A 16,070-nucleotide genomic window follows, 5' to 3' on the forward strand; every position below is an offset into this window, starting at 1 on the left:
ACAGACGCAGCCGGAACGAGGAGGCCATGCGAACTCCCCGCAAGACCAAGGGCGCCGAGGCGGCGGATCCGCCGCCGGCCGCCGCGCGCGGGCGACGCGCGCACGCCGGGCCGCCCGCCGACGAACCGGGCGCGCACGCCCCGGGCGACGCCCCGGCCGCCGCTGACGATGCCGCGATACGCACCCCGGCCGCCGACCACGAGCCGGCGACCCGCACCCCGGCCGCGCCCCGGCCGTCCGGCCAGGCCACCGCGACCTCCCGCCCTGCCGCACTTCCGCGCCTCGGCCTGCGCCCCCGTACCGTCCGAGCCAAGATCGTCTCGCTCCTGATGGTGCCCGTCGTCTCGCTCCTCGCCCTGTGGGGATTCGCCACCGTCACCACCGCGCAGGACATCGCGCGGCTCCGCCAGCTCCAGCGAGTCGACGCCGAGATCCGCGAACCCGTCACCGCCGCGATCGCCGCCCTCCAGGCCGAACGCCGCGCCGCCGTACGCCAGGTCGCGGCCCCCGGCACCGCCCGCGCCGCCGAGCTCAAGGAGCGGATCCGCCACACGGACACCGCCCTCGACCGCCTCCGCCTCGACGACCGGCACACCGTCGGCGACACCGGAGACCTGCCCGGCGACGTTCCCGCACGGGTCGGCGTCTTCGTCGCCAAGGCCGAAAGCCTCGCCAGGCTCCGTACCGCGGCCGTCGACGGCAGCGCCGACGGAGACCAGCTGTACGACGAGTACACCGCCGCCGTCTCCGCGGGCTTCGCCGTCGGAGGCGCCCTCACTGGCATCCAGGACAGCGAACAGGGCTCCGACGCGCGCGTACTCCTCGAATTCGGCCGCGCGGTCGAGATGCTCTCCCGCGAGGACGCCCTCCTCGGCGCCGCCCACCTCACCGGCAGCCTCCCCACCGAACGCCTCCGCGCCTTCGCCGGCGCCGTCGAGACCCGGCGCACGCTCATGGCCTCCGCCGTCGCCGACCTCCCGGCCGGCGCGCGCGCCGAGGGGAACCGGCTCGCGGGCGGCCGTGACCACGCCCGTCTCGTCCGCGACGAGGACGCCGTCCTCGCGGCCGCCTCCGGCCGTCCCGCCGCCCAGGCCGTCCCCTCCGCCGACTGGGAGGAGACCCTGACCGTCGTACGGGCCGGGCTCACCGCCGTGGAGACCGACGCCCGCACCGACGCGGCCGACCGCGCCGATCCCTTCGCCGGCGGAGTGCTCAGCGTCGGCGGCGCCGCGGTCGTCCTCGGACTCGCCGCCGTCGCCGCCTCCCTCGTCATCTCCGTCCGCATCGGCCGCGGCCTCGTCGTCGAACTCGTCAGCCTGCGCAACACCGCCCTCGGCATCGCCCGCCGCAAACTCCCCTCGGCCATGCGCAGGCTCCGCGCGGGCGAGGAGATCGACGTCCAGGCCGAGGCGCCCCCCGAGCCCGCCTCCCAGGACGAGATCGGCCAGGTCGGCGAAGCCCTCACCACCGTGCACCGCGCGGCCCTCTCCGCGGCGGTCGAACGCGCCGAACTCGCCAGCGGCATCTCCGGCGTCTTCGTCAACCTCGCCCGCCGCAGCCAGGTCCTCGTCCACCGCCAGCTCAACCTCCTGGACACCATGGAGCGGCGCGCCGACGACCCCAACGAACTCGGCGACCTCTTCCGCCTCGACCACCTCACCACCCGCATGCGCCGCCATGCCGAGAGCCTGATCATCCTCTCCGGCGCCGCCCCCGGCCGCGCCTGGCGGATGCCCGTCCCTCTCACCAACGTCGTCCGCGCCGCCGTCTCCGAAATCGAGGACTACGCGCGCGTGGAGGTGCGCCGGCTGCCCGAGACGGCCGTCGTCGGCGGCGCCGTCGCCGACCTCACCCACCTCCTCGCCGAACTCATCGAGAACGCCGCCCAGTTCTCCCCGCCGCACACCAAGGTCCGCGTCAGCGGCGAACCCGTCGGCAACGGATACGCCCTGGAGATCGAGGACCGCGGTCTCGGCATGGGCAAGGAGTCCCTCGCCGAGGCCAACGCGCGCATCGAGCAGTCCGAGGCGCTCGACCTCTTCGACAGCGACCGGCTCGGCCTCTTCGTCGTCAGCCGCCTCTCCTCCCGCCACGACATCAAGGTCCACCTGCGGACCTCTCCGTACGGCGGGACGACGGCCGTCGTCCTCCTCCCGACCGACCTCCTGCAGGGTGCCCTCCCGCCCGGCCGGGGCGACGGCACCAACAGCGCGCGGCCCGGAACACCCGCCGGGGCGACCGCTCCGCAGCGAACCTCGGCGACCCCGGGACAGCCCGGCGACCCCCGTACGGGCGCCGCGCACCCCGGCGACGGACGCCCCAGTGGTACGGCGGCGGCCGCCGCGCGCGCGGCCCGCGAACACGAGGAGGCCCAGCGCGCCGAGGCCCGCCGCTTCGGCCGCCCCCAGGCACCGCGCAAGGCGCCCTCGACCCCGACCCTCCCGCTGGGTCCGGGCGCGGCAGGCCGTGGCACCGCGCCGCGACAGCCCGGCGGGCCCCTGCCCGTGGAGGGACCTCTGCCGGCCGACCGGACGCAGCGCCCGCCCGCGCCGCAGCCCCTGACGCGCCCGACGGCGGTCCCCGCCCTCGCGTCGCGCCCGGAGCCCGGGCCGCCGCCCGCCGGGGTCACGGCCATCCGGCAGCGCGGTCCCGTGCCCCCGCCCCCCGCGGCCCCCGCGCCCGCGCGGCCACCGGTGGCGGGTCCCAGGCCCGCGCCCGCGCCCACACCCGTACCCCTTCCCGTGCAGCCCCGGCCCACGGCCGCACCGCCCGCCCGGAACCCGTACGGGGACGGACCCGGAGAGCCGGGCGCGAGCGGGCTCGGCGAGCTCGACGGCGACCTTCCCCGCCGCGTACGCCAGGCGAGCCTCGTCCCGCAACTGCGCGAGGCACCCACCCCGGCACCCGCGCCCGTGCCGGGAACGCCCGGCACGGACGCGCGTACCCCGGAACAGGTACGGGACCGGATGACCGCGTACCGCGACGGCTGGCAGCGCGGCGGCGGCCCCGCCCCCGGCAGCAGGCGACCCCTCGGCACCGGCTTCGACACCGACCCCCGGTTCGCACCCCAGCAGGACCCCCTCCACGCCCCGCACCTCGAAGGAGACGACGCATGATCGACCACGAGAGGATCTCCCCTCACCGCTCCGGCGAGCTCGACTGGCTCCTCGACGACCTCGTCATGCGGGTCCGCGAGGTCAGGCACACCGTGGTGCTCTCCAACGACGGACTCGCCGTCGGCTCCTCCAGCGGACTCAGCCGCGAGGACGCCGAACACCTCGCCGCCATAGCCTCCGGCTTCCACAGCCTCGCCAAGGGCGCCGGCCGCCAGTTCCACACCGGAGGCGTCCGCCAGACCATGGTCGAGATGGACGACGGCTTCCTGTTCGTCGCCGCCGCGGGCGACGGCTCCTGCCTCGCCGTCCTCAGCGACGTCAGCGCCGACATCGGCCTCATCGCCTACGAGATGGCCCGCCTCGTCAAACGCGTCGGCGAGCACCTCCACACCCCGCCGCGGCTCACCATGACACCGCCTGCCGCCGGCTGACCCGGAGACCCCCATGAACGAGGACAGCACCGGCGGCGGCCCGACCGCACCGGGCAGTCACTGGTACGACGCCGACGCCGGCCCGCTCGTACGCCCGTACGCGATGACCGGCGGCCGGACGAGGCCGGGACCGAGCAACGTACGGTTCGACCTCATCGCCCTCGTCGTCGTCGATGACGACCCGCCGGGAGCGGCCGAGGAGTCCCTCCTCGGACCCGAACACCGCGCCCTGCTCGCCCTGTGCCGGGCCGAGACGCAGTCGGTGGCCGAACTGGCCGCCGACGCCGACCTGCCCGTCGGTGTCGTCCGGGTCCTCCTCGGCGACCTTCTCGAATCGGGCTTCGTGCGCGTCAGCAGGCCCGTACCCCCCGCACAACTCCCTGACGAAAGAATCCTGAGGGAAGTCATCGATGGCCTACGAGCGCTCTGAGAGCACCGGCGCCCGCGAGGGAGCGGAAACCACCGCCCTCGCCCTGAAGATCCTGGTCGCCGGAGGATTCGGCGTCGGCAAGACGACGCTGGTCGGCGCCGTCAGCGAGATCCGGCCCCTGCGCACCGAGGAACAACTCAGCCGCGCGGGCGAGCTCGTCGACGACACCGGAGGGGTCGCGCAGAAGACCACCACGACCGTCGCCATGGACTTCGGACGGATCACCATCCGCGCCGGCCTCTCGCTCTACCTCTTCGGCACCCCGGGGCAGGACCGTTTCTGGTTCCTGTGGGACGAACTGTCGCAGGGCGCGCTCGGCGCCGTCGTGCTCGCCGACACCCGCCGGCTGGAGGACTGCTTCCCCGCCGTCGACTACTTCGAGCACCGCAAGATCCCCTTCGTCGTCGCCGTCAACTGCTTCACGGGCGCGCGTACCTACGGCGCGGCCGACGTCTCCCGCGCGCTCGACCTGGACCGCGGCACGCCCGTGGTGCTGTGCGACGCGCGCGACCGCGACTCCGGCAAGGAGGTCCTCATCCGGCTCGTCGAGTACGCGGGGCGGATGCACACGGCCCGGCTGCTCGACAGCGTCGGCTGAGCGGATGCCGCGCGGTATTCGTGAGGTCCTTGCCCTGCCCAGGACAGTGCGTAAGGCTTGCGCGGACACGTACGACCAAGGGGGAGGACCGCACATGGCGTTGGACAAGGAACTGGACTGGCTCCTCGACGACCTGACCCAGCGGGTCGGGTACATACGGCACGCGCTGGTGCTGTCGAACGACGGTCTGGTGACGGGCGCGAGCAGTGGCCTCGCCCGCGAGGACGCCGAACACCTCGCGGCCGTCTCGTCGGGCCTGCACAGCCTGGCCCGAGGCTCCGGGCGGCACTTCCGGGCCGGCAGGGCACGGCAGACGATGGTGGAGTTCGACGAGGCGCTGCTCTTCGTGACGGCGGCGGGCGACGGCAGTTGCCTGTGCGTCCTGAGCGCCGCCGAGGCGGACGTCGGCCAGGTGGCGTACGAGATGACGCTGCTGGTCAACCGGGTCGGCGAGCACCTCGGCGTGGCGGCGCGACTGCCCGGACAGGCGGGTGGCGACACGCTCTGACGGAGCGTTCGCCAAGCGCCCACGACCGTTGTCCACAGGGCGTTGTCCACAGCCCGCCCCGATGTCGTCACCCTGCGTTACCTTCTCCTCGTCGGGTACATCGCGTACGAGAGAACACGCAGGACGGACAGACGGGGGAGGGCTGTGTCATGACGACCGATGACACCGCGCGCACGGGGACGGTGACCGTGACGCGGGCGGCGGAGGAACTGAGGCTGGCACGCGGGGAGTTCCGCCTCGCCGTGCGGCTGGGCTTCGTGAGGACGGTCCCGGCGGGCTCCGGCGCGGGAGGCGGCGGAGGGCCGGGGGAGCGGCGGCGGGTCGAGTGGACCGAGATCGACCGCCTCACCTCCGCACCGGACTTCCCGGCCGGGCTGCGCGAGCGGGTCCGCGAGGTCGGTACGAGGGAGGCGGCCGCGCTGCTCGGGGTGGCCCCCGACCGGTTCACGCGGCTCGCCAGGACGGGCCATCTCGCTCCGGTGCGGTTCTACCTGAACCGCTACCGGGCCGTGGTGTGGAGGTATCTGGCCTCGGAGGTCGGCGAGTTCGCGCTGGCGCGGCCCGCACTGCTCGCCGGACATCTCCCCCTGGACCTGCGCGAACGGCTGGCGGCCCAGGAGGACACGCGCGCCAGGAACTGGCGCATGCGACGGCTCGGCCTGCTGCTCCGGGCGGCCGAGGACGATCCCTGGTCGCGCGCGGCCGCCCTCGCCTCGATGCTCGACCCCGCCCACCTGGCCGAGGTCGTGCCCGACCCGTACGAGCGGGCCCGTCTGGACCGCCTGCGGCCACCACCCGAACCGGGGCTGCCCCTGTCGGGCGCCGCGCGGGAGGCCGTCGACCGGCTCGCACGGGCGGAGGAACCGGACGAGGTCGCCTGGTACCGGTCGACCCTGGCCCAGGCGCTCGGCAAGGCGCGAACGACCAGGCAGGCCCCCCGGCCCGCGCACACCGACGCGGAAACACCACGCCCCCTCGAACAACAACCATCATCACCATCCCCCGCGCCCCTGGAACCGGCGCCGAGCCCGCTCCCGACGCCCTCGGACGCCCGCCGCTCCCGCCTGCTCGACCGGATCCTGCGGCGAAAGGCGCTGAGCTCCTCGCGCACGCGGAGAGGGAAACGGGCAGCGGGCTGGCCGTGAGGGGCGCGGGCTCGCGGCGGACGAGGGCGCGGACGAGGACGCCCGGCGTGCGGGCCGGGCAGGGGCTGGGGAGGATGGCCGCATGCTGCTCGCCCGTGTCGCGGAGGTGTCCCGCGAGGTTGCCGCCACCTCCGCCCGCTCCCGCAAGACCGGCCTCCTGGCCGAGCTCTTCGCAGAGGCGGAGCCCGAGGAGAGCCCGCTCGTCATCGCCTACCTGTCGGGACGGCTGCCGCAGGGTCGGATCGGCGTCGGGTGGAGCGTCCTGAAGAACGTCGTGCCGCCCGCCGTCCCTCCGGCCGAGACGCCGGGGCTCACGCTGGTGGACGTGGACGCCGCACTCGCGGGGCTCGCGGCCGTCTCCGGGGCGGGAGCCAGGGCGGAGCGGGACCGGAGGGTCCGCGAGCTGTTCACGGCCGCCACCCGTGACGAGCAGGAACTCCTGCTGAGGCTGCTGTCGGGGGAGGTGCGGCAGGGGGCGCTCGACGCCATCGCGCTGGAAGCCGTCGCGAAAGCGGCGACCGTGCCCGCCGCCGACCTCCGGCGGGCGGTCATGCTCGAAGGCTCGCTGCCTCCCGTCGCCCAGGCCGTGCTGGCCCGCGGCGGCGCGGCGCTCGAAGCGTTCACCCTGCGGGTGGGCGGCCCCGTGCAGCCGATGCTGGCGCACACCGCGGCCTCCGTCACCGAGGCGATCGAGAGCCTCGGGCCCTGCGTCGTCGAGGAGAAGCTCGACGGCATCCGCATCCAGGTCCATCGGCTCGGCGACGAGATCCGGGTGTACACCCGGTCCCTCGACGACATCACCGACCGACTCCCCGAGGTCGTCGCCGCCGCCCGTGCGGTGCCCGCCGACGGATTCATCCTCGACGGCGAGGTGATCGCCCTCGACCCGGAGACGGGCCGTCCCGTCCCCTTCCAGGCCGTCGCCGCCCGCGTCGGCTCCCGCGCCGACGTGTCCGGCGCCCGAGCCGCCCTGCCCCTCACCCCCGTCTTCTTCGACGTCCTCGCCGTCGACGAAGAAAGCCTGATCGACAGGCCGGGCCAGGACCGCCACGCGGTCCTCGCCCGCCTGCTCCCCGAACCCCAACGGGTCCGTCGACACCTCGTCGGGGACCCGACCGACCCCGCCAGCGGAGAGGAGGCCGAACGCTTCTTCACGGACACCCTGGAACGCGGACACGAAGGCGTCCTCGTCAAAGCCCTGGACGCGCCCTACGTGGCCGGCCGCAGAGGCCGTTCCTGGCTGAAGGTGAAGCCGGTCCACACCGCCGACCTCGTCGTCCTGGCCGTGGAACGCGGCCACGGCCGCAGAACCGGCCTCCTCTCCAACCTCCACCTCGGCGCCCGCTCGGCCGACGGCGGCTTCGTCATGGTGGGAAAGACGTTCAAAGGCCTGACGGACCAGGTCCTGCGCTGGCAGACCGAGCGTCTGGGAGAACTCGCGGTGTCGGACGACGGCTTCACCGTGCGGGTCCGGCCGGAACTGGTCGTCGAGATCGCCTACGACGGCCTCCAACGCTCGACCCGCTATCCCGGCGGCATCACCCTCCGCTTCGCCCGCGTCCTCCACTACCGCCCCGACAAGACACCGGAAGAAGCAGACACCATCGAGTCCCTCGCGGGGGAGGGAGGAGGGGCCCCTCGCGGGAGTGGGGGTTGAGGGGGATGCTGGAGGGGTGAGCGTTGCGGCCCGCGAGGAGATGAGCGACGTGTACGACATGCACATCGACACCGACGTCACGGTCCAGCTCTGCGACTGCGGCCGGGAGGACGCCCAGGCCGTCTTCGACGTCCTCGAAGGCGTCTACCAGCTGGAGGAGTCGCCGAACCCGAGCCCGCAGGTGGCGGCGGGGCCCGCGCCGACCGTCTGGGTCGCCACGTTCGACACCGCCGCCGGCCGACACGAGGACGTGCGCCCGACCCACCTCTCCGCACCGGTCGGCGCCACGCTCACCGGTGGCTACCACGCCGTCGACGAGGTCGAGCGGGTGCTCGCCGCGGGCTTCGACATCCAGTCCCTGCAGTCCGTCTCCGGCGACCAGGAGACCGAGGCCCGCCTGCTGCTCGCCTCCCGCTGACCGGCACGGCCCGCTGACACCCGGGCGGGGCGGACGGGCGCCGCCCGGGACGCGCCCGGTGTCGGCTCGTGCGCGACGCCTGAGGGACCCGGCTGAGGCACCCCGCTGTGATTATCGGTATACACCGTGTGTAGAGTCCTGCACCTGACGTCGTGCGACCCGTCCTGACCAGGCGGCGGCGCGACGGTACCGAGACAGCACAGCGGAAAGCGGGTTTCAGAATGTTCCGATCCGGTTCGGCCAGCCGCAGGGGAACGGCGGCCGCCTTGATCGCCGCCGTGTCGTTGACGCTCACGCTCACGGGCTGTGGGGTCGACCGGGTCACGCCGCAGGAGGCGCGGAGCGCGAAGGGCGCGAAGGGCGAGCAGGCCGACTCGGGCAAGGGCGCCGGGCGGGTCGACTGCACGAAGGTGAAGTGCATAGCCCTGACCTTCGACGCGGGGCCCGGCAAGGACACCCCCCGTCTCCTGGACATCCTCAAGGAGAAGCAGGTCCCGGCGACGTTCTTCCTGCTCGGTGAGAACCACGTCGACCGCTACCCCGAGGTCGTCAAGCGGATGGCCGCCGAAGGCCACGAGCTGGCCAACCACACCTGGACCCACCGGATCCTCACCGATCTCGACGACGACCAGATCCGCGAGGAGCTCTCCCGCACCCAGACGGCGATCGAGAAGCTCACCGGCCGCAAGCCGACCCTGATGCGCCCGCCGCAGGGCCGTACCGACGATTCGGTCTCGGAGGTCAGCAAAGAGCTCGGCCTCGCGCAGATCCTGTGGACCGTCACCGCCAAGGACTACTCGACGACCGACTCCGCGCTCATCCGGCAGCGGGTGCTCGACCAGGCGAGCGGCGACGGCATCATCCTGCTCCACGACATCTACGACGGCACGGTCCCTGCCGTCCCGTCGATCATCGACGAGCTCAAGCGCCGCGGCTTCACGTTCGTGACCGTCCCCGAACTCCTCGCCCCGGGCAAGGCGCAGCCGGGCGTGTTGTACGGCCCCGAGAAGGACTGACGGCGGCGGAAGGCGGACGAAGGCGGCCGAAGGTGGCCTGAGCGGACCGGTCGGAATCGGGGTGAGCCGACTCACACCGCCCAAGTCGTCGCGCATGGAACATCGGGAGGCGGCGGCCCGTTGGACCGTATGTGACCGCGAAGAGGTCCGGTCCCGAAGGTCCCCCCCGAGAGGTGACCGCTCTTCGCCGTCACGGCGATCGGCCCCGGTTGGAATCCCCCGTCCAACCGGGGCTTTGTCGTTCCCGAACGGCGGTACGACGGCGCCCGAGGGGCGCGCACACCGGCGCGTTCGACTCGTTCGAGTGAGCCTCGGCATGGCCCCGACGGCGCCGGGCAGTGATCTTCCAGGGTCCTCCGGACGATCACCCGGAACCCCGCCCACCTGGGCCGTTCGAAGGGGGAGCCCATGTTCCGCAAGACCGCGCGCGCCCGCCGCGCCCTCGTGACCGCCGCCGCCCCACTGCTCCTCACCGCCTGTGCGGTCGTCGGATCCGACGAGCCGCGTGCGCCTGCCGTGCCGGCCGGGCGCGCCGAGCAGGACGCCGTGCTGAAGGCGGCCGAGCAGCGGCTCGTCGGCGACTGCCTGGCGGACCGGGGCCTCACCCTCACGGCCCGGGCCCGCGCCCCGGATCAGGACCGGACCCTTCAGGCCGCGCTCTTCGGAGCGGGGCCCCGCGAGCTTTCCGTCACGCTCGCCACCGGCGCCACCGTCACCGCCCACAGCGACGGTTGTCTCGCCACCGCCCGCGCCTGGCTCTACGGAGACCAGAGCCGCTGGTTCCGGACCCAGGTCACCGTCGACAACCTCCGCGCCGAGGCCCAGGCCCGCATGCGCGACGATCCCGCCCATCAGGAGGCACTCGCCCGCTGGACCCGCTGCGCGACCCCGACCGACCGCCCCCGGCCCGAGCGCCCCGACCCGGCCGTCGCCGCCCGCTGCGCGCGCGAGACCGGACTCGACGGCGTACAGGCCCGGCTCGAAGCGGTCGAGTTGGTCGTGGTGCGGGCCCTGCACCGCGAGGACCTCGCCACGTACCGGCAGTTGCGCGACCGCGCGCTGCTGCGGGCGGCCGAACCGCCCGCGAAGACACCACAGAAAGGCCTCGACTACTCGTGAAGCGCATCCTCGCCGTCTCCGCGGCGGCCCTCCTCGCCGTCACCGGCGGCCTCGCCCTCTCCACCGCGGCCCGGGCCGCCGACTGCCCCAGCGGCGAGTTCTGCGTCTGGGAGCACTCCAACTTCGGCGGTCAGCGGGCCAACTGGAGCGGAGACGACGGCTGGTGGGAGAGCTGGATCTCCGACGGCGACTCCTCCTGGGCCAACCACGGCATCTCCGGTCCGGGGATCAAGGACCACGTCCGGGTCTACGACAGCGCCTGGCAGGGCGGCAGCATGACCATCTGTCTCTCGCCCGGTCAGGAGGTCGGCTACAACGGGGCCGCCAACGACCGAGGTGACTCCCACACCTGGTCGACCGGCTGCTGAGGCGAGCAGTCGGCCGACCAGGGGCCATTCCCCAGGGGTGTCAGGCCTCGGCGCCCAGCCAGAGGTCGGGGCCGAACACCTCGTAGTGGATGTCGGCGGCAGCGGTGCCGCGCGAGAGGAGGTCGCCGCGCACGGTCCGCAGGAAGGGCAGCGGGCCGCAGAGGTACGCGGTCGTGCCCTCCGGCAGGTCGAGCGCGGTGACGTCGGCGCGGCCCTGGCGTGCCGACGCGTCCTCGCCCGGCTCCTCGTACCAGACGTGCAGCGTGCCCTGCGGCAGCGCCTCGACGAGGCGGCGCAGTTCGGCGGCGTGCGCGTGAGCCTCGGGGGAGCGGTCCGCGTGCGCGACCACGACCGGGCGGGCCGAGCCGGTGGAGGCGAGGTGGTCGAGCATCGCCAGCATCGGGGTGCTGCCGATGCCGGCGGAGGCGAGCAGCAGCGGGCCGTCGCCCTCGGGCAGCGTCAGGTCGCCGAACGGCGCCGACACGTCGACGGTGTCGCCGGCGCTCGCGTGGGCGTGGAGCCAGGAGGAGACCTCGCCGGCCGGGTCGCCGTCGACGCGCTTGACGGTGATCCGCCACTGCGGGTGGCCGGGGGCGGCGGAGAGGCTGTACTGGCGGATCTGCCGGGCGCCGTCGGGCAGGGTGACCTGGACGCTCACGTACTGGCCGGGCCGGAAGGCGGGGGTGGGCGTGCCGTCGGTGTTGCGCAGGACGAAGGAGACCGTGTCGGCCGTCTCCTCGTGGCGCTCGGCGATCTCCATGGGCCGCCAGACGCCGCCCTCGGGGACGCCGGCCTCCTGGTAGAGGCGGGCCTCGACGGCGATGAGCGCGTGGGCCATCAGCCAGTAGACCTCGTCCCAGGCCTGGGCGACCTCGGGGGTCACGGCGTCGCCGAGGACCTCGACGATCGCGGCGAAGAGGTGCTGGTGCACGACCTTGTACTGCTCGGCGGTGACGCCGAGGGAGGCATGCTTGTGCGCGATCCGGGACAGCATGACGTCGGGGCGGCTGTCGGGGTTCTCGAGCAGGGCGACCGCGAAGGCGGCTATGGATCCGGCGAGGGCCTGCCGCTGCTCGCCGTTGGCCTGGTTGCCCCGGTTGAACAGGTCGCGCAGCAGCTCGGGGTGGGCCTCGAAGAGCCGCCCGTAGAAGCGCTCGGTGATCTGGTCGAGCGCTCCGCCGACGGCGGGCAGCGTGGCGCGGACGACCGGGATGGACTGCTCGGACAGCATGAGAACCCTGCTTTCTGGTAGATGATCTGCGTATTTAAAGGCATGGGGTAGGTGGTACCGCATGCACGGACAAAGGCGATGCGCGCGGACCAGAGGAAGCGCGGATCAGGGGGACGGGCGAGGGCTGAGGGAGAGGAGCAGGGGGCCGGTCGGCGACTCGACGAGCTCCGCCACCGTCAGCGGGTCGAGCGTTCGGTAGAAGGCCTCCTGCGCCTCGCGCAGCAGACCTCGCAGCCGGCAGGCCGTACGCAGCGGGCACGGGGGATCGCCCTCGCAGCCGACGACCTCCTCGTCGCCCTCCAGGGTGCGGGCCAGCCAGCCCACCGAGGAGTGCCGGCCGACCTCCGTCAGGGCCAGTCCGCCGCCGCGACCCCGTCGCGCCTCGACCACGCCGAGGTGCTGGAGCCGGGTGACGACCTTCGCCATGTGCGCGTAGGGCACGTCCATCGACTCCGCCACCTCGCGGGTGGTGACGGACTCCTCCGGGGCCGTGACCGCCAGGCGCATCACGGCGCGGAGCGCCAGGTCGGTGAACTTCGTCAGCCTCACGGGCTGACCGTATCAAAGGGGTATCTCGCATACGCATTAGGGGGCCCCCGAGAGGGCCCCTTCGCGGCGGCGGCTCGCGCCGCGGCCCGGCGCTTAGGCCAGAACCTTGGCCTTCGCCTTCTCGAACTCCTCGTCCGTGATGGCGCCCTTCTCCTTCAGCTCCGCGAGCCGGGCCAGCTCGTCGGTGGCGCCGCCGCCCGCCGGAGCGGTGCCGGCCGTCTTGCGGATGTAGTCCTGGAACGCCGCCTCGGAGGCCTTGGCCTGCTTGATGTCACGCTGCCCCATGCTCTTGCCGCGGGCGATGACGTACACCAGCACGCCCAGGTAGGGCAGCAGGATGCAGAAGATCAGCCAGCCCGCCTTGCCCCAGCCGCTGAGGTCGTGGTCGCGGAAGATGTCCGAGATCACCTTGAACAGCAGGAACAGCCACATGATCCAGAGGAAGAACCACAGCATGGTCCAGAAGAGATCGAGAAGGGGGAAGTCGTCCATGCCTGCACACTCCGTTCCCGCGCAGGCCGGGGAGGCCTGGCGTCGGAGTGAAGTGTCATGCACCGCATGATCTCTCCCCTGTAAAGCCGCTTCGCCCGGCGTGTCGAGAAAAGTCCCGATTTGGCCGTATGGGACCGGTTCGGTGTGTTCGAGATGCGGAGCGTCGTCCCCCGTGTTCGGATGGTCACCGACGACCGTAAGACGAACGGAGCAACATGGGGCCGGTGGAATGTGTCGTGCTCGCCTTCCCGGGGGAACGGCTGAAAGTGGCGGCGGTGACGGCCATCGCCGAACTGCGCAGGGCGGGTCAGGTGCGGCTGATCGACTCGCTCGTCGTCGTCAAGTCCGTGACGGGTGAGGTATCGACATCGGAGCTCGTCGAGTACGAGGAGTACGACGAGGCCACCGCCGAGATCGGGCCCGAGGCGAACCTGCTCGGCCCCGAGGACGCGGCCGAGGCGGCCGAGACCCTCGAACCGGGCACCTGCGCGCTGATGCTGCTCGTGGAACACGTCTGGGCCGCGCGCGCCGCCGACGCCATCCGCGAGGCGGGCGGCCGGGTCTCCGGCACCGTGCGCATCCCGCCCGATCACGTCGAACAGGCCCGTGAGGCCTACCGCGAGGCCGTCGCCGCGGCCGGAAGGAGCTGACCGATGTTCATGCGACGCCGTCCCCTCCTCCGCCCGGTCGTCCGGCCCGCCGGAGCCCCGTTGCTGCGCGGCGCCCTCGTCGGCGGCGCGGCCTACGCCGCCGGCCGCAGCGCCGCCCGCTCGCAGCGCCGCGAACAGGACCAGGAGGCGGCCATCGCCGACCTCCAGTCCCAGCAGCAACAGCAGCAGTACCAGCAGCAGCCCGCGCCCCCGCCGCCGGCCGCTCCGGCGCCCGTTGCCGCCGCCCCTCAGGGCGCGCCCTCGGTGACCGACCAGCTCCTTCGGCTCGGCGAGCTCGCACAGCAGGGCCTGCTCTCTCCCGAGGAGTTCGCCGCCGCGAAGGCGAAGCTGCTCGGCACCTGAGAGCACCTGAGCACGACAAGCTCAGGGCAGCAGCACACCGACCGGGCGCCGGCCCGCCCTCGTCCCCCTCAGGGGCGACGCAGGGCCGCCAGCGCCCGGTCCGCGTGCGCGCTCATCCGCAGTTCGCTGCGGACGACCTCGCGCACCCGCAGGTCCTGGCCGATGACGAACGTGACCCGCTTCGTCGGCGCCAGGGAGAAACCGCGCTTCACGCCGAACCGGTCCCGTATGGCCCCGTCCGCGTCCGAGAGCAGCGGATAGCCGAGCGAGTGGCGCTCGGTGAACTCCCGCTGCCGGTCCACCTCGTCGGTGCTGATGCCCACGGGCAGCGCGCCCACCGCGCGGAACTCGCCCGCCAGGTCGCGGAAGTGACAGGCCTCGGCGGTGCAGCCGGGCGTCAGTGCCGCCGGGTAGAAGAACAGGACCACGGGCCCCTCCGCGAGCAGTCCGCTCAGCGAGCGCGGGGTTCCCGTCTCGTCCGGAAGGGTGAAGTCCTCGACAAGGTCACCGACGTTCATTGAGGCCCGTCCTCGATCCGCGTCCGTCCGTCACCGGTGCCTCCGGTGGCCGGCCGGTGACGTTACCGCACGGTAGGAGCGCCCGTCACCCCTGCCGGGGCGGTGCGGGCGGCGGCACGCTGTTCGAGCACCGCGAGGGTCTTCTCGCCCCAGCGGAGGTTCTCCTCCTCCAGGGAGCGTCCCCGCATGAGCGTGAGGTACGGGCCGATCCGCTCCGCCTCCCGCAGGTACGTCTCCTCGTCCCGGCCGTTCAGCAGCCAGTCCCGCAGCCGGTCGTAGCGGGCGAGCTTGGCCCGGGCCGTGTCCATCCGGTCCGCCACGAAGCCCCGGACCGCGTCCGTGTCCCCCTCGTCGCACGCCTGGACCTGGACCATGAGCGAGTCGCGGACGGCGCTCGGCTTCGGGGGCCGCGAGGTGTACGCGTACAGATCCTGCCGTCCCGCCTCCGTGAGGCTGAACATCCTCTTGTTGGGGCGTCGTTCCTGCTCGACCGTCCGGGCCACGATGAGGCCCGCCTCGCCGAGCCGGTCCAGCTCGCGGTAGAGCTGCTGCGGCGTGGACGCCCAGAAGTTGGCCACGGACACGTCGAAGATCTTGGCGAGGTCGTACCCGGAGGCCTCACCCTCCAGGAGGGCGGCGAGAACGGCGTGCTTGAGCGACATCCGGACACGCTAGCAGCACGTTGAATAGTTCCCTTCACACCTATTCAACCCGGCGGCAACCCGGGGTGACCCGACGGAACCGCAGCGGTGGCAGGCCGCTCCGACGCCTGCCTAGGGTGGAGGGGAGGGACTCGGCACGGGTTCGCACCAGAGGGGCCAGCGCGATGGACAGCGACACGTTCGTCTACACCAGCTACATCCGGACGACCCCCGACGACCTCTGGACGGCGCTCACGGACCCGGAATCGACCCGCCGCTACTGGGGCGTGGCCTTCCAGGCGGAGTGGACGCCGGGCGCCCCCATGGTCTGGGACGAGAACGGGCGCAAGACCGAGGACCCCGAGCAGGTCGTGCTGGCGGCCGAGCCCGGCCGCCTTCTCTCGTACACCTGGCACACCTTCACCCCCGCCTGGGCGGAGGCCGTCCGGCTCGAACGGGAGGTGTACGAGCTGCTGGTCCGCGAGCGCAGGTCGCGGGTGACCTTCGCGATCGAACCCTCGGGCGACGCCGTGAAGCTGACCGTCACCCATGACGACCTGGAGCCCGGCGGGCTGATGAAGGGAATGATCGCGGAGGGCTGGCCCGCGCTGATCTCCAGCCTCAAGTCCCTCCTGGAGACGGGTGAGGAGCTCCCCGAGCCGCCCCGCTGACGGCCTGTCCTGTCGTCCTTCGCGTCTCGGCCTCCCGCTGGACCATTCGAGTCGTCTCGTTCGCCCCTCCGCCGCCATGTCCGGTGTCTTGATCATCTTTTCCTTCCGTCATCCGTTTTGATGCAGCGGTCGGCCACGTCCGCCGACGC

Annotated in this window: 19 protein-coding genes; 14 read left to right on the forward strand and 5 right to left on the reverse strand. The window is 73.1% G+C overall.

Annotation, left to right across the window (positions count from 1 at the left end):
• Positions 1 to 26: 26 nt before the first annotated feature.
• The 11 genes from ACFC0Z_RS04535 to ACFC0Z_RS04585 all read left to right on the forward strand — a co-directional run bounded on the left by ACFC0Z_RS04535 (position 27) and on the right by ACFC0Z_RS04585 (position 10,806).
• Positions 27 to 3,116, forward strand: coding sequence for a nitrate- and nitrite sensing domain-containing protein (locus tag ACFC0Z_RS04535; RefSeq protein ID WP_376432635.1), 3,090 nt, complete (start codon positions 27 to 29; stop codon positions 3,114 to 3,116).
• The gene (locus ACFC0Z_RS04540) at positions 3,113 to 3,547 is read left to right on the forward strand and encodes a roadblock/LC7 domain-containing protein (RefSeq protein ID WP_376432637.1); all 435 of its coding nucleotides are present in this window, start codon (positions 3,113 to 3,115) and stop codon (positions 3,545 to 3,547) included. Before ACFC0Z_RS04535 ends, ACFC0Z_RS04540 begins: the two co-directional genes overlap by 4 nt.
• 13 nt (positions 3,548 to 3,560) lie before the next feature.
• Positions 3,561 to 3,977 carry a DUF742 domain-containing protein gene (locus ACFC0Z_RS04545; RefSeq protein ID WP_376432639.1) on the forward strand — a complete coding sequence of 139 codons (417 nt, stop codon included), beginning with the start codon at positions 3,561 to 3,563 and terminating at the stop codon, positions 3,975 to 3,977.
• Positions 3,958 to 4,575, forward strand: coding sequence for an ATP/GTP-binding protein (locus ACFC0Z_RS04550; RefSeq protein WP_376432641.1), 618 nt, complete (start codon positions 3,958 to 3,960; stop codon positions 4,573 to 4,575). The genes ACFC0Z_RS04545 and ACFC0Z_RS04550 overlap by 20 nt, the downstream gene beginning before the upstream one ends.
• Positions 4,576 to 4,669: 94 nt before the next feature.
• Positions 4,670 to 5,083 (forward strand): roadblock/LC7 domain-containing protein, encoded by a 414-nt coding sequence (locus ACFC0Z_RS04555; RefSeq protein ID WP_376432643.1) that lies wholly within the window; start codon positions 4,670 to 4,672, stop codon positions 5,081 to 5,083.
• A 149-nt stretch (positions 5,084 to 5,232) separates the two neighbouring features.
• Positions 5,233 to 6,228 (forward strand): DUF6397 family protein, encoded by a 996-nt coding sequence (locus ACFC0Z_RS04560; RefSeq protein ID WP_376432644.1) that lies wholly within the window; start codon positions 5,233 to 5,235, stop codon positions 6,226 to 6,228.
• A gap of 82 nt (positions 6,229 to 6,310) precedes the next feature.
• Complete coding sequence (locus tag ACFC0Z_RS04565) at positions 6,311 to 7,885, forward strand: ATP-dependent DNA ligase (protein WP_376432646.1); 1,575 nt, start codon at positions 6,311 to 6,313, stop codon at positions 7,883 to 7,885.
• A 16-nt stretch (positions 7,886 to 7,901) separates the two neighbouring features.
• The gene (locus ACFC0Z_RS04570; RefSeq protein ID WP_376432648.1) at positions 7,902 to 8,303 is read left to right on the forward strand and encodes a hypothetical protein; all 402 of its coding nucleotides are present in this window, start codon (positions 7,902 to 7,904) and stop codon (positions 8,301 to 8,303) included.
• Positions 8,304 to 8,524: 221 nt separating this feature from the next.
• Positions 8,525 to 9,319 carry a polysaccharide deacetylase family protein gene (locus tag ACFC0Z_RS04575; RefSeq protein WP_376432650.1) on the forward strand — a complete coding sequence of 265 codons (795 nt, stop codon included), beginning with the start codon at positions 8,525 to 8,527 and terminating at the stop codon, positions 9,317 to 9,319.
• Positions 9,320 to 9,727: 408 nt separating this feature from the next.
• On the forward strand, positions 9,728 to 10,438 hold the full coding sequence (locus ACFC0Z_RS04580) for a hypothetical protein (protein ID WP_376432652.1): 711 nt from the start codon (positions 9,728 to 9,730) through the stop codon (positions 10,436 to 10,438).
• Positions 10,435 to 10,806 carry a peptidase inhibitor family I36 protein gene (locus ACFC0Z_RS04585; protein ID WP_376432654.1) on the forward strand — a complete coding sequence of 124 codons (372 nt, stop codon included), beginning with the start codon at positions 10,435 to 10,437 and terminating at the stop codon, positions 10,804 to 10,806. Before ACFC0Z_RS04580 ends, ACFC0Z_RS04585 begins: the two co-directional genes overlap by 4 nt.
• Positions 10,807 to 10,846: 40 nt before the next feature.
• On the opposite strand, the gene ACFC0Z_RS04590 is transcribed toward ACFC0Z_RS04585, so the two are convergent.
• From ACFC0Z_RS04590 to ACFC0Z_RS04600, 3 genes are all read right to left on the reverse strand, one after another.
• A complete protein-coding gene (locus tag ACFC0Z_RS04590) occupies positions 10,847 to 12,037 on the reverse strand; it encodes a globin domain-containing protein (RefSeq protein WP_376432656.1) in 1,191 nt (396 codons plus the stop codon).
• 105 nt (positions 12,038 to 12,142) lie between these two features.
• Complete coding sequence (locus tag ACFC0Z_RS04595; RefSeq protein WP_376432658.1) at positions 12,143 to 12,586, reverse strand: RrF2 family transcriptional regulator; 444 nt, start codon at positions 12,584 to 12,586, stop codon at positions 12,143 to 12,145.
• Between the two features lie 93 nt (positions 12,587 to 12,679).
• Entirely contained in the window at positions 12,680 to 13,078 is a 399-nt protein-coding gene (locus tag ACFC0Z_RS04600; RefSeq protein ID WP_376432661.1) for an SHOCT domain-containing protein, read from the reverse strand.
• 215 nt (positions 13,079 to 13,293) lie between these two features.
• On the opposite strand from ACFC0Z_RS04600, the gene ACFC0Z_RS04605 reads away from it, so the two are divergent.
• The gene (locus tag ACFC0Z_RS04605; protein WP_376432663.1) at positions 13,294 to 13,728 is read left to right on the forward strand and encodes a DUF6325 family protein; all 435 of its coding nucleotides are present in this window, start codon (positions 13,294 to 13,296) and stop codon (positions 13,726 to 13,728) included.
• A 9-nt stretch (positions 13,729 to 13,737) separates the two neighbouring features.
• On the forward strand, positions 13,738 to 14,091 hold the full coding sequence (locus ACFC0Z_RS04610) for an SHOCT domain-containing protein (protein WP_376432665.1): 354 nt from the start codon (positions 13,738 to 13,740) through the stop codon (positions 14,089 to 14,091).
• Between the two features lie 68 nt (positions 14,092 to 14,159).
• Here the strand turns inward: ACFC0Z_RS04610 and ACFC0Z_RS04615 are convergent, their stop codons facing one another.
• Complete coding sequence (locus ACFC0Z_RS04615; RefSeq protein WP_376432667.1) at positions 14,160 to 14,609, reverse strand: peroxiredoxin; 450 nt, start codon at positions 14,607 to 14,609, stop codon at positions 14,160 to 14,162.
• 62 nt (positions 14,610 to 14,671) lie between these two features.
• Positions 14,672 to 15,271 carry a PadR family transcriptional regulator gene (locus ACFC0Z_RS04620; protein WP_376432669.1) on the reverse strand — a complete coding sequence of 200 codons (600 nt, stop codon included), beginning with the start codon at positions 15,269 to 15,271 and terminating at the stop codon, positions 14,672 to 14,674.
• 164 nt (positions 15,272 to 15,435) lie between these two features.
• Between ACFC0Z_RS04620 and ACFC0Z_RS04625 the strand changes: the two genes are divergently transcribed.
• Entirely contained in the window at positions 15,436 to 15,921 is a 486-nt protein-coding gene (locus tag ACFC0Z_RS04625; protein ID WP_376432671.1) for an SRPBCC family protein, read from the forward strand.
• The last annotated feature ends 149 nt before the right edge of the window (positions 15,922 to 16,070 follow it).

Source organism: Streptomyces sp. NPDC056144, from assembly GCF_042264145.1.
Taxonomy (GTDB): domain Bacteria; phylum Actinomycetota; class Actinomycetes; order Streptomycetales; family Streptomycetaceae; genus Streptomyces.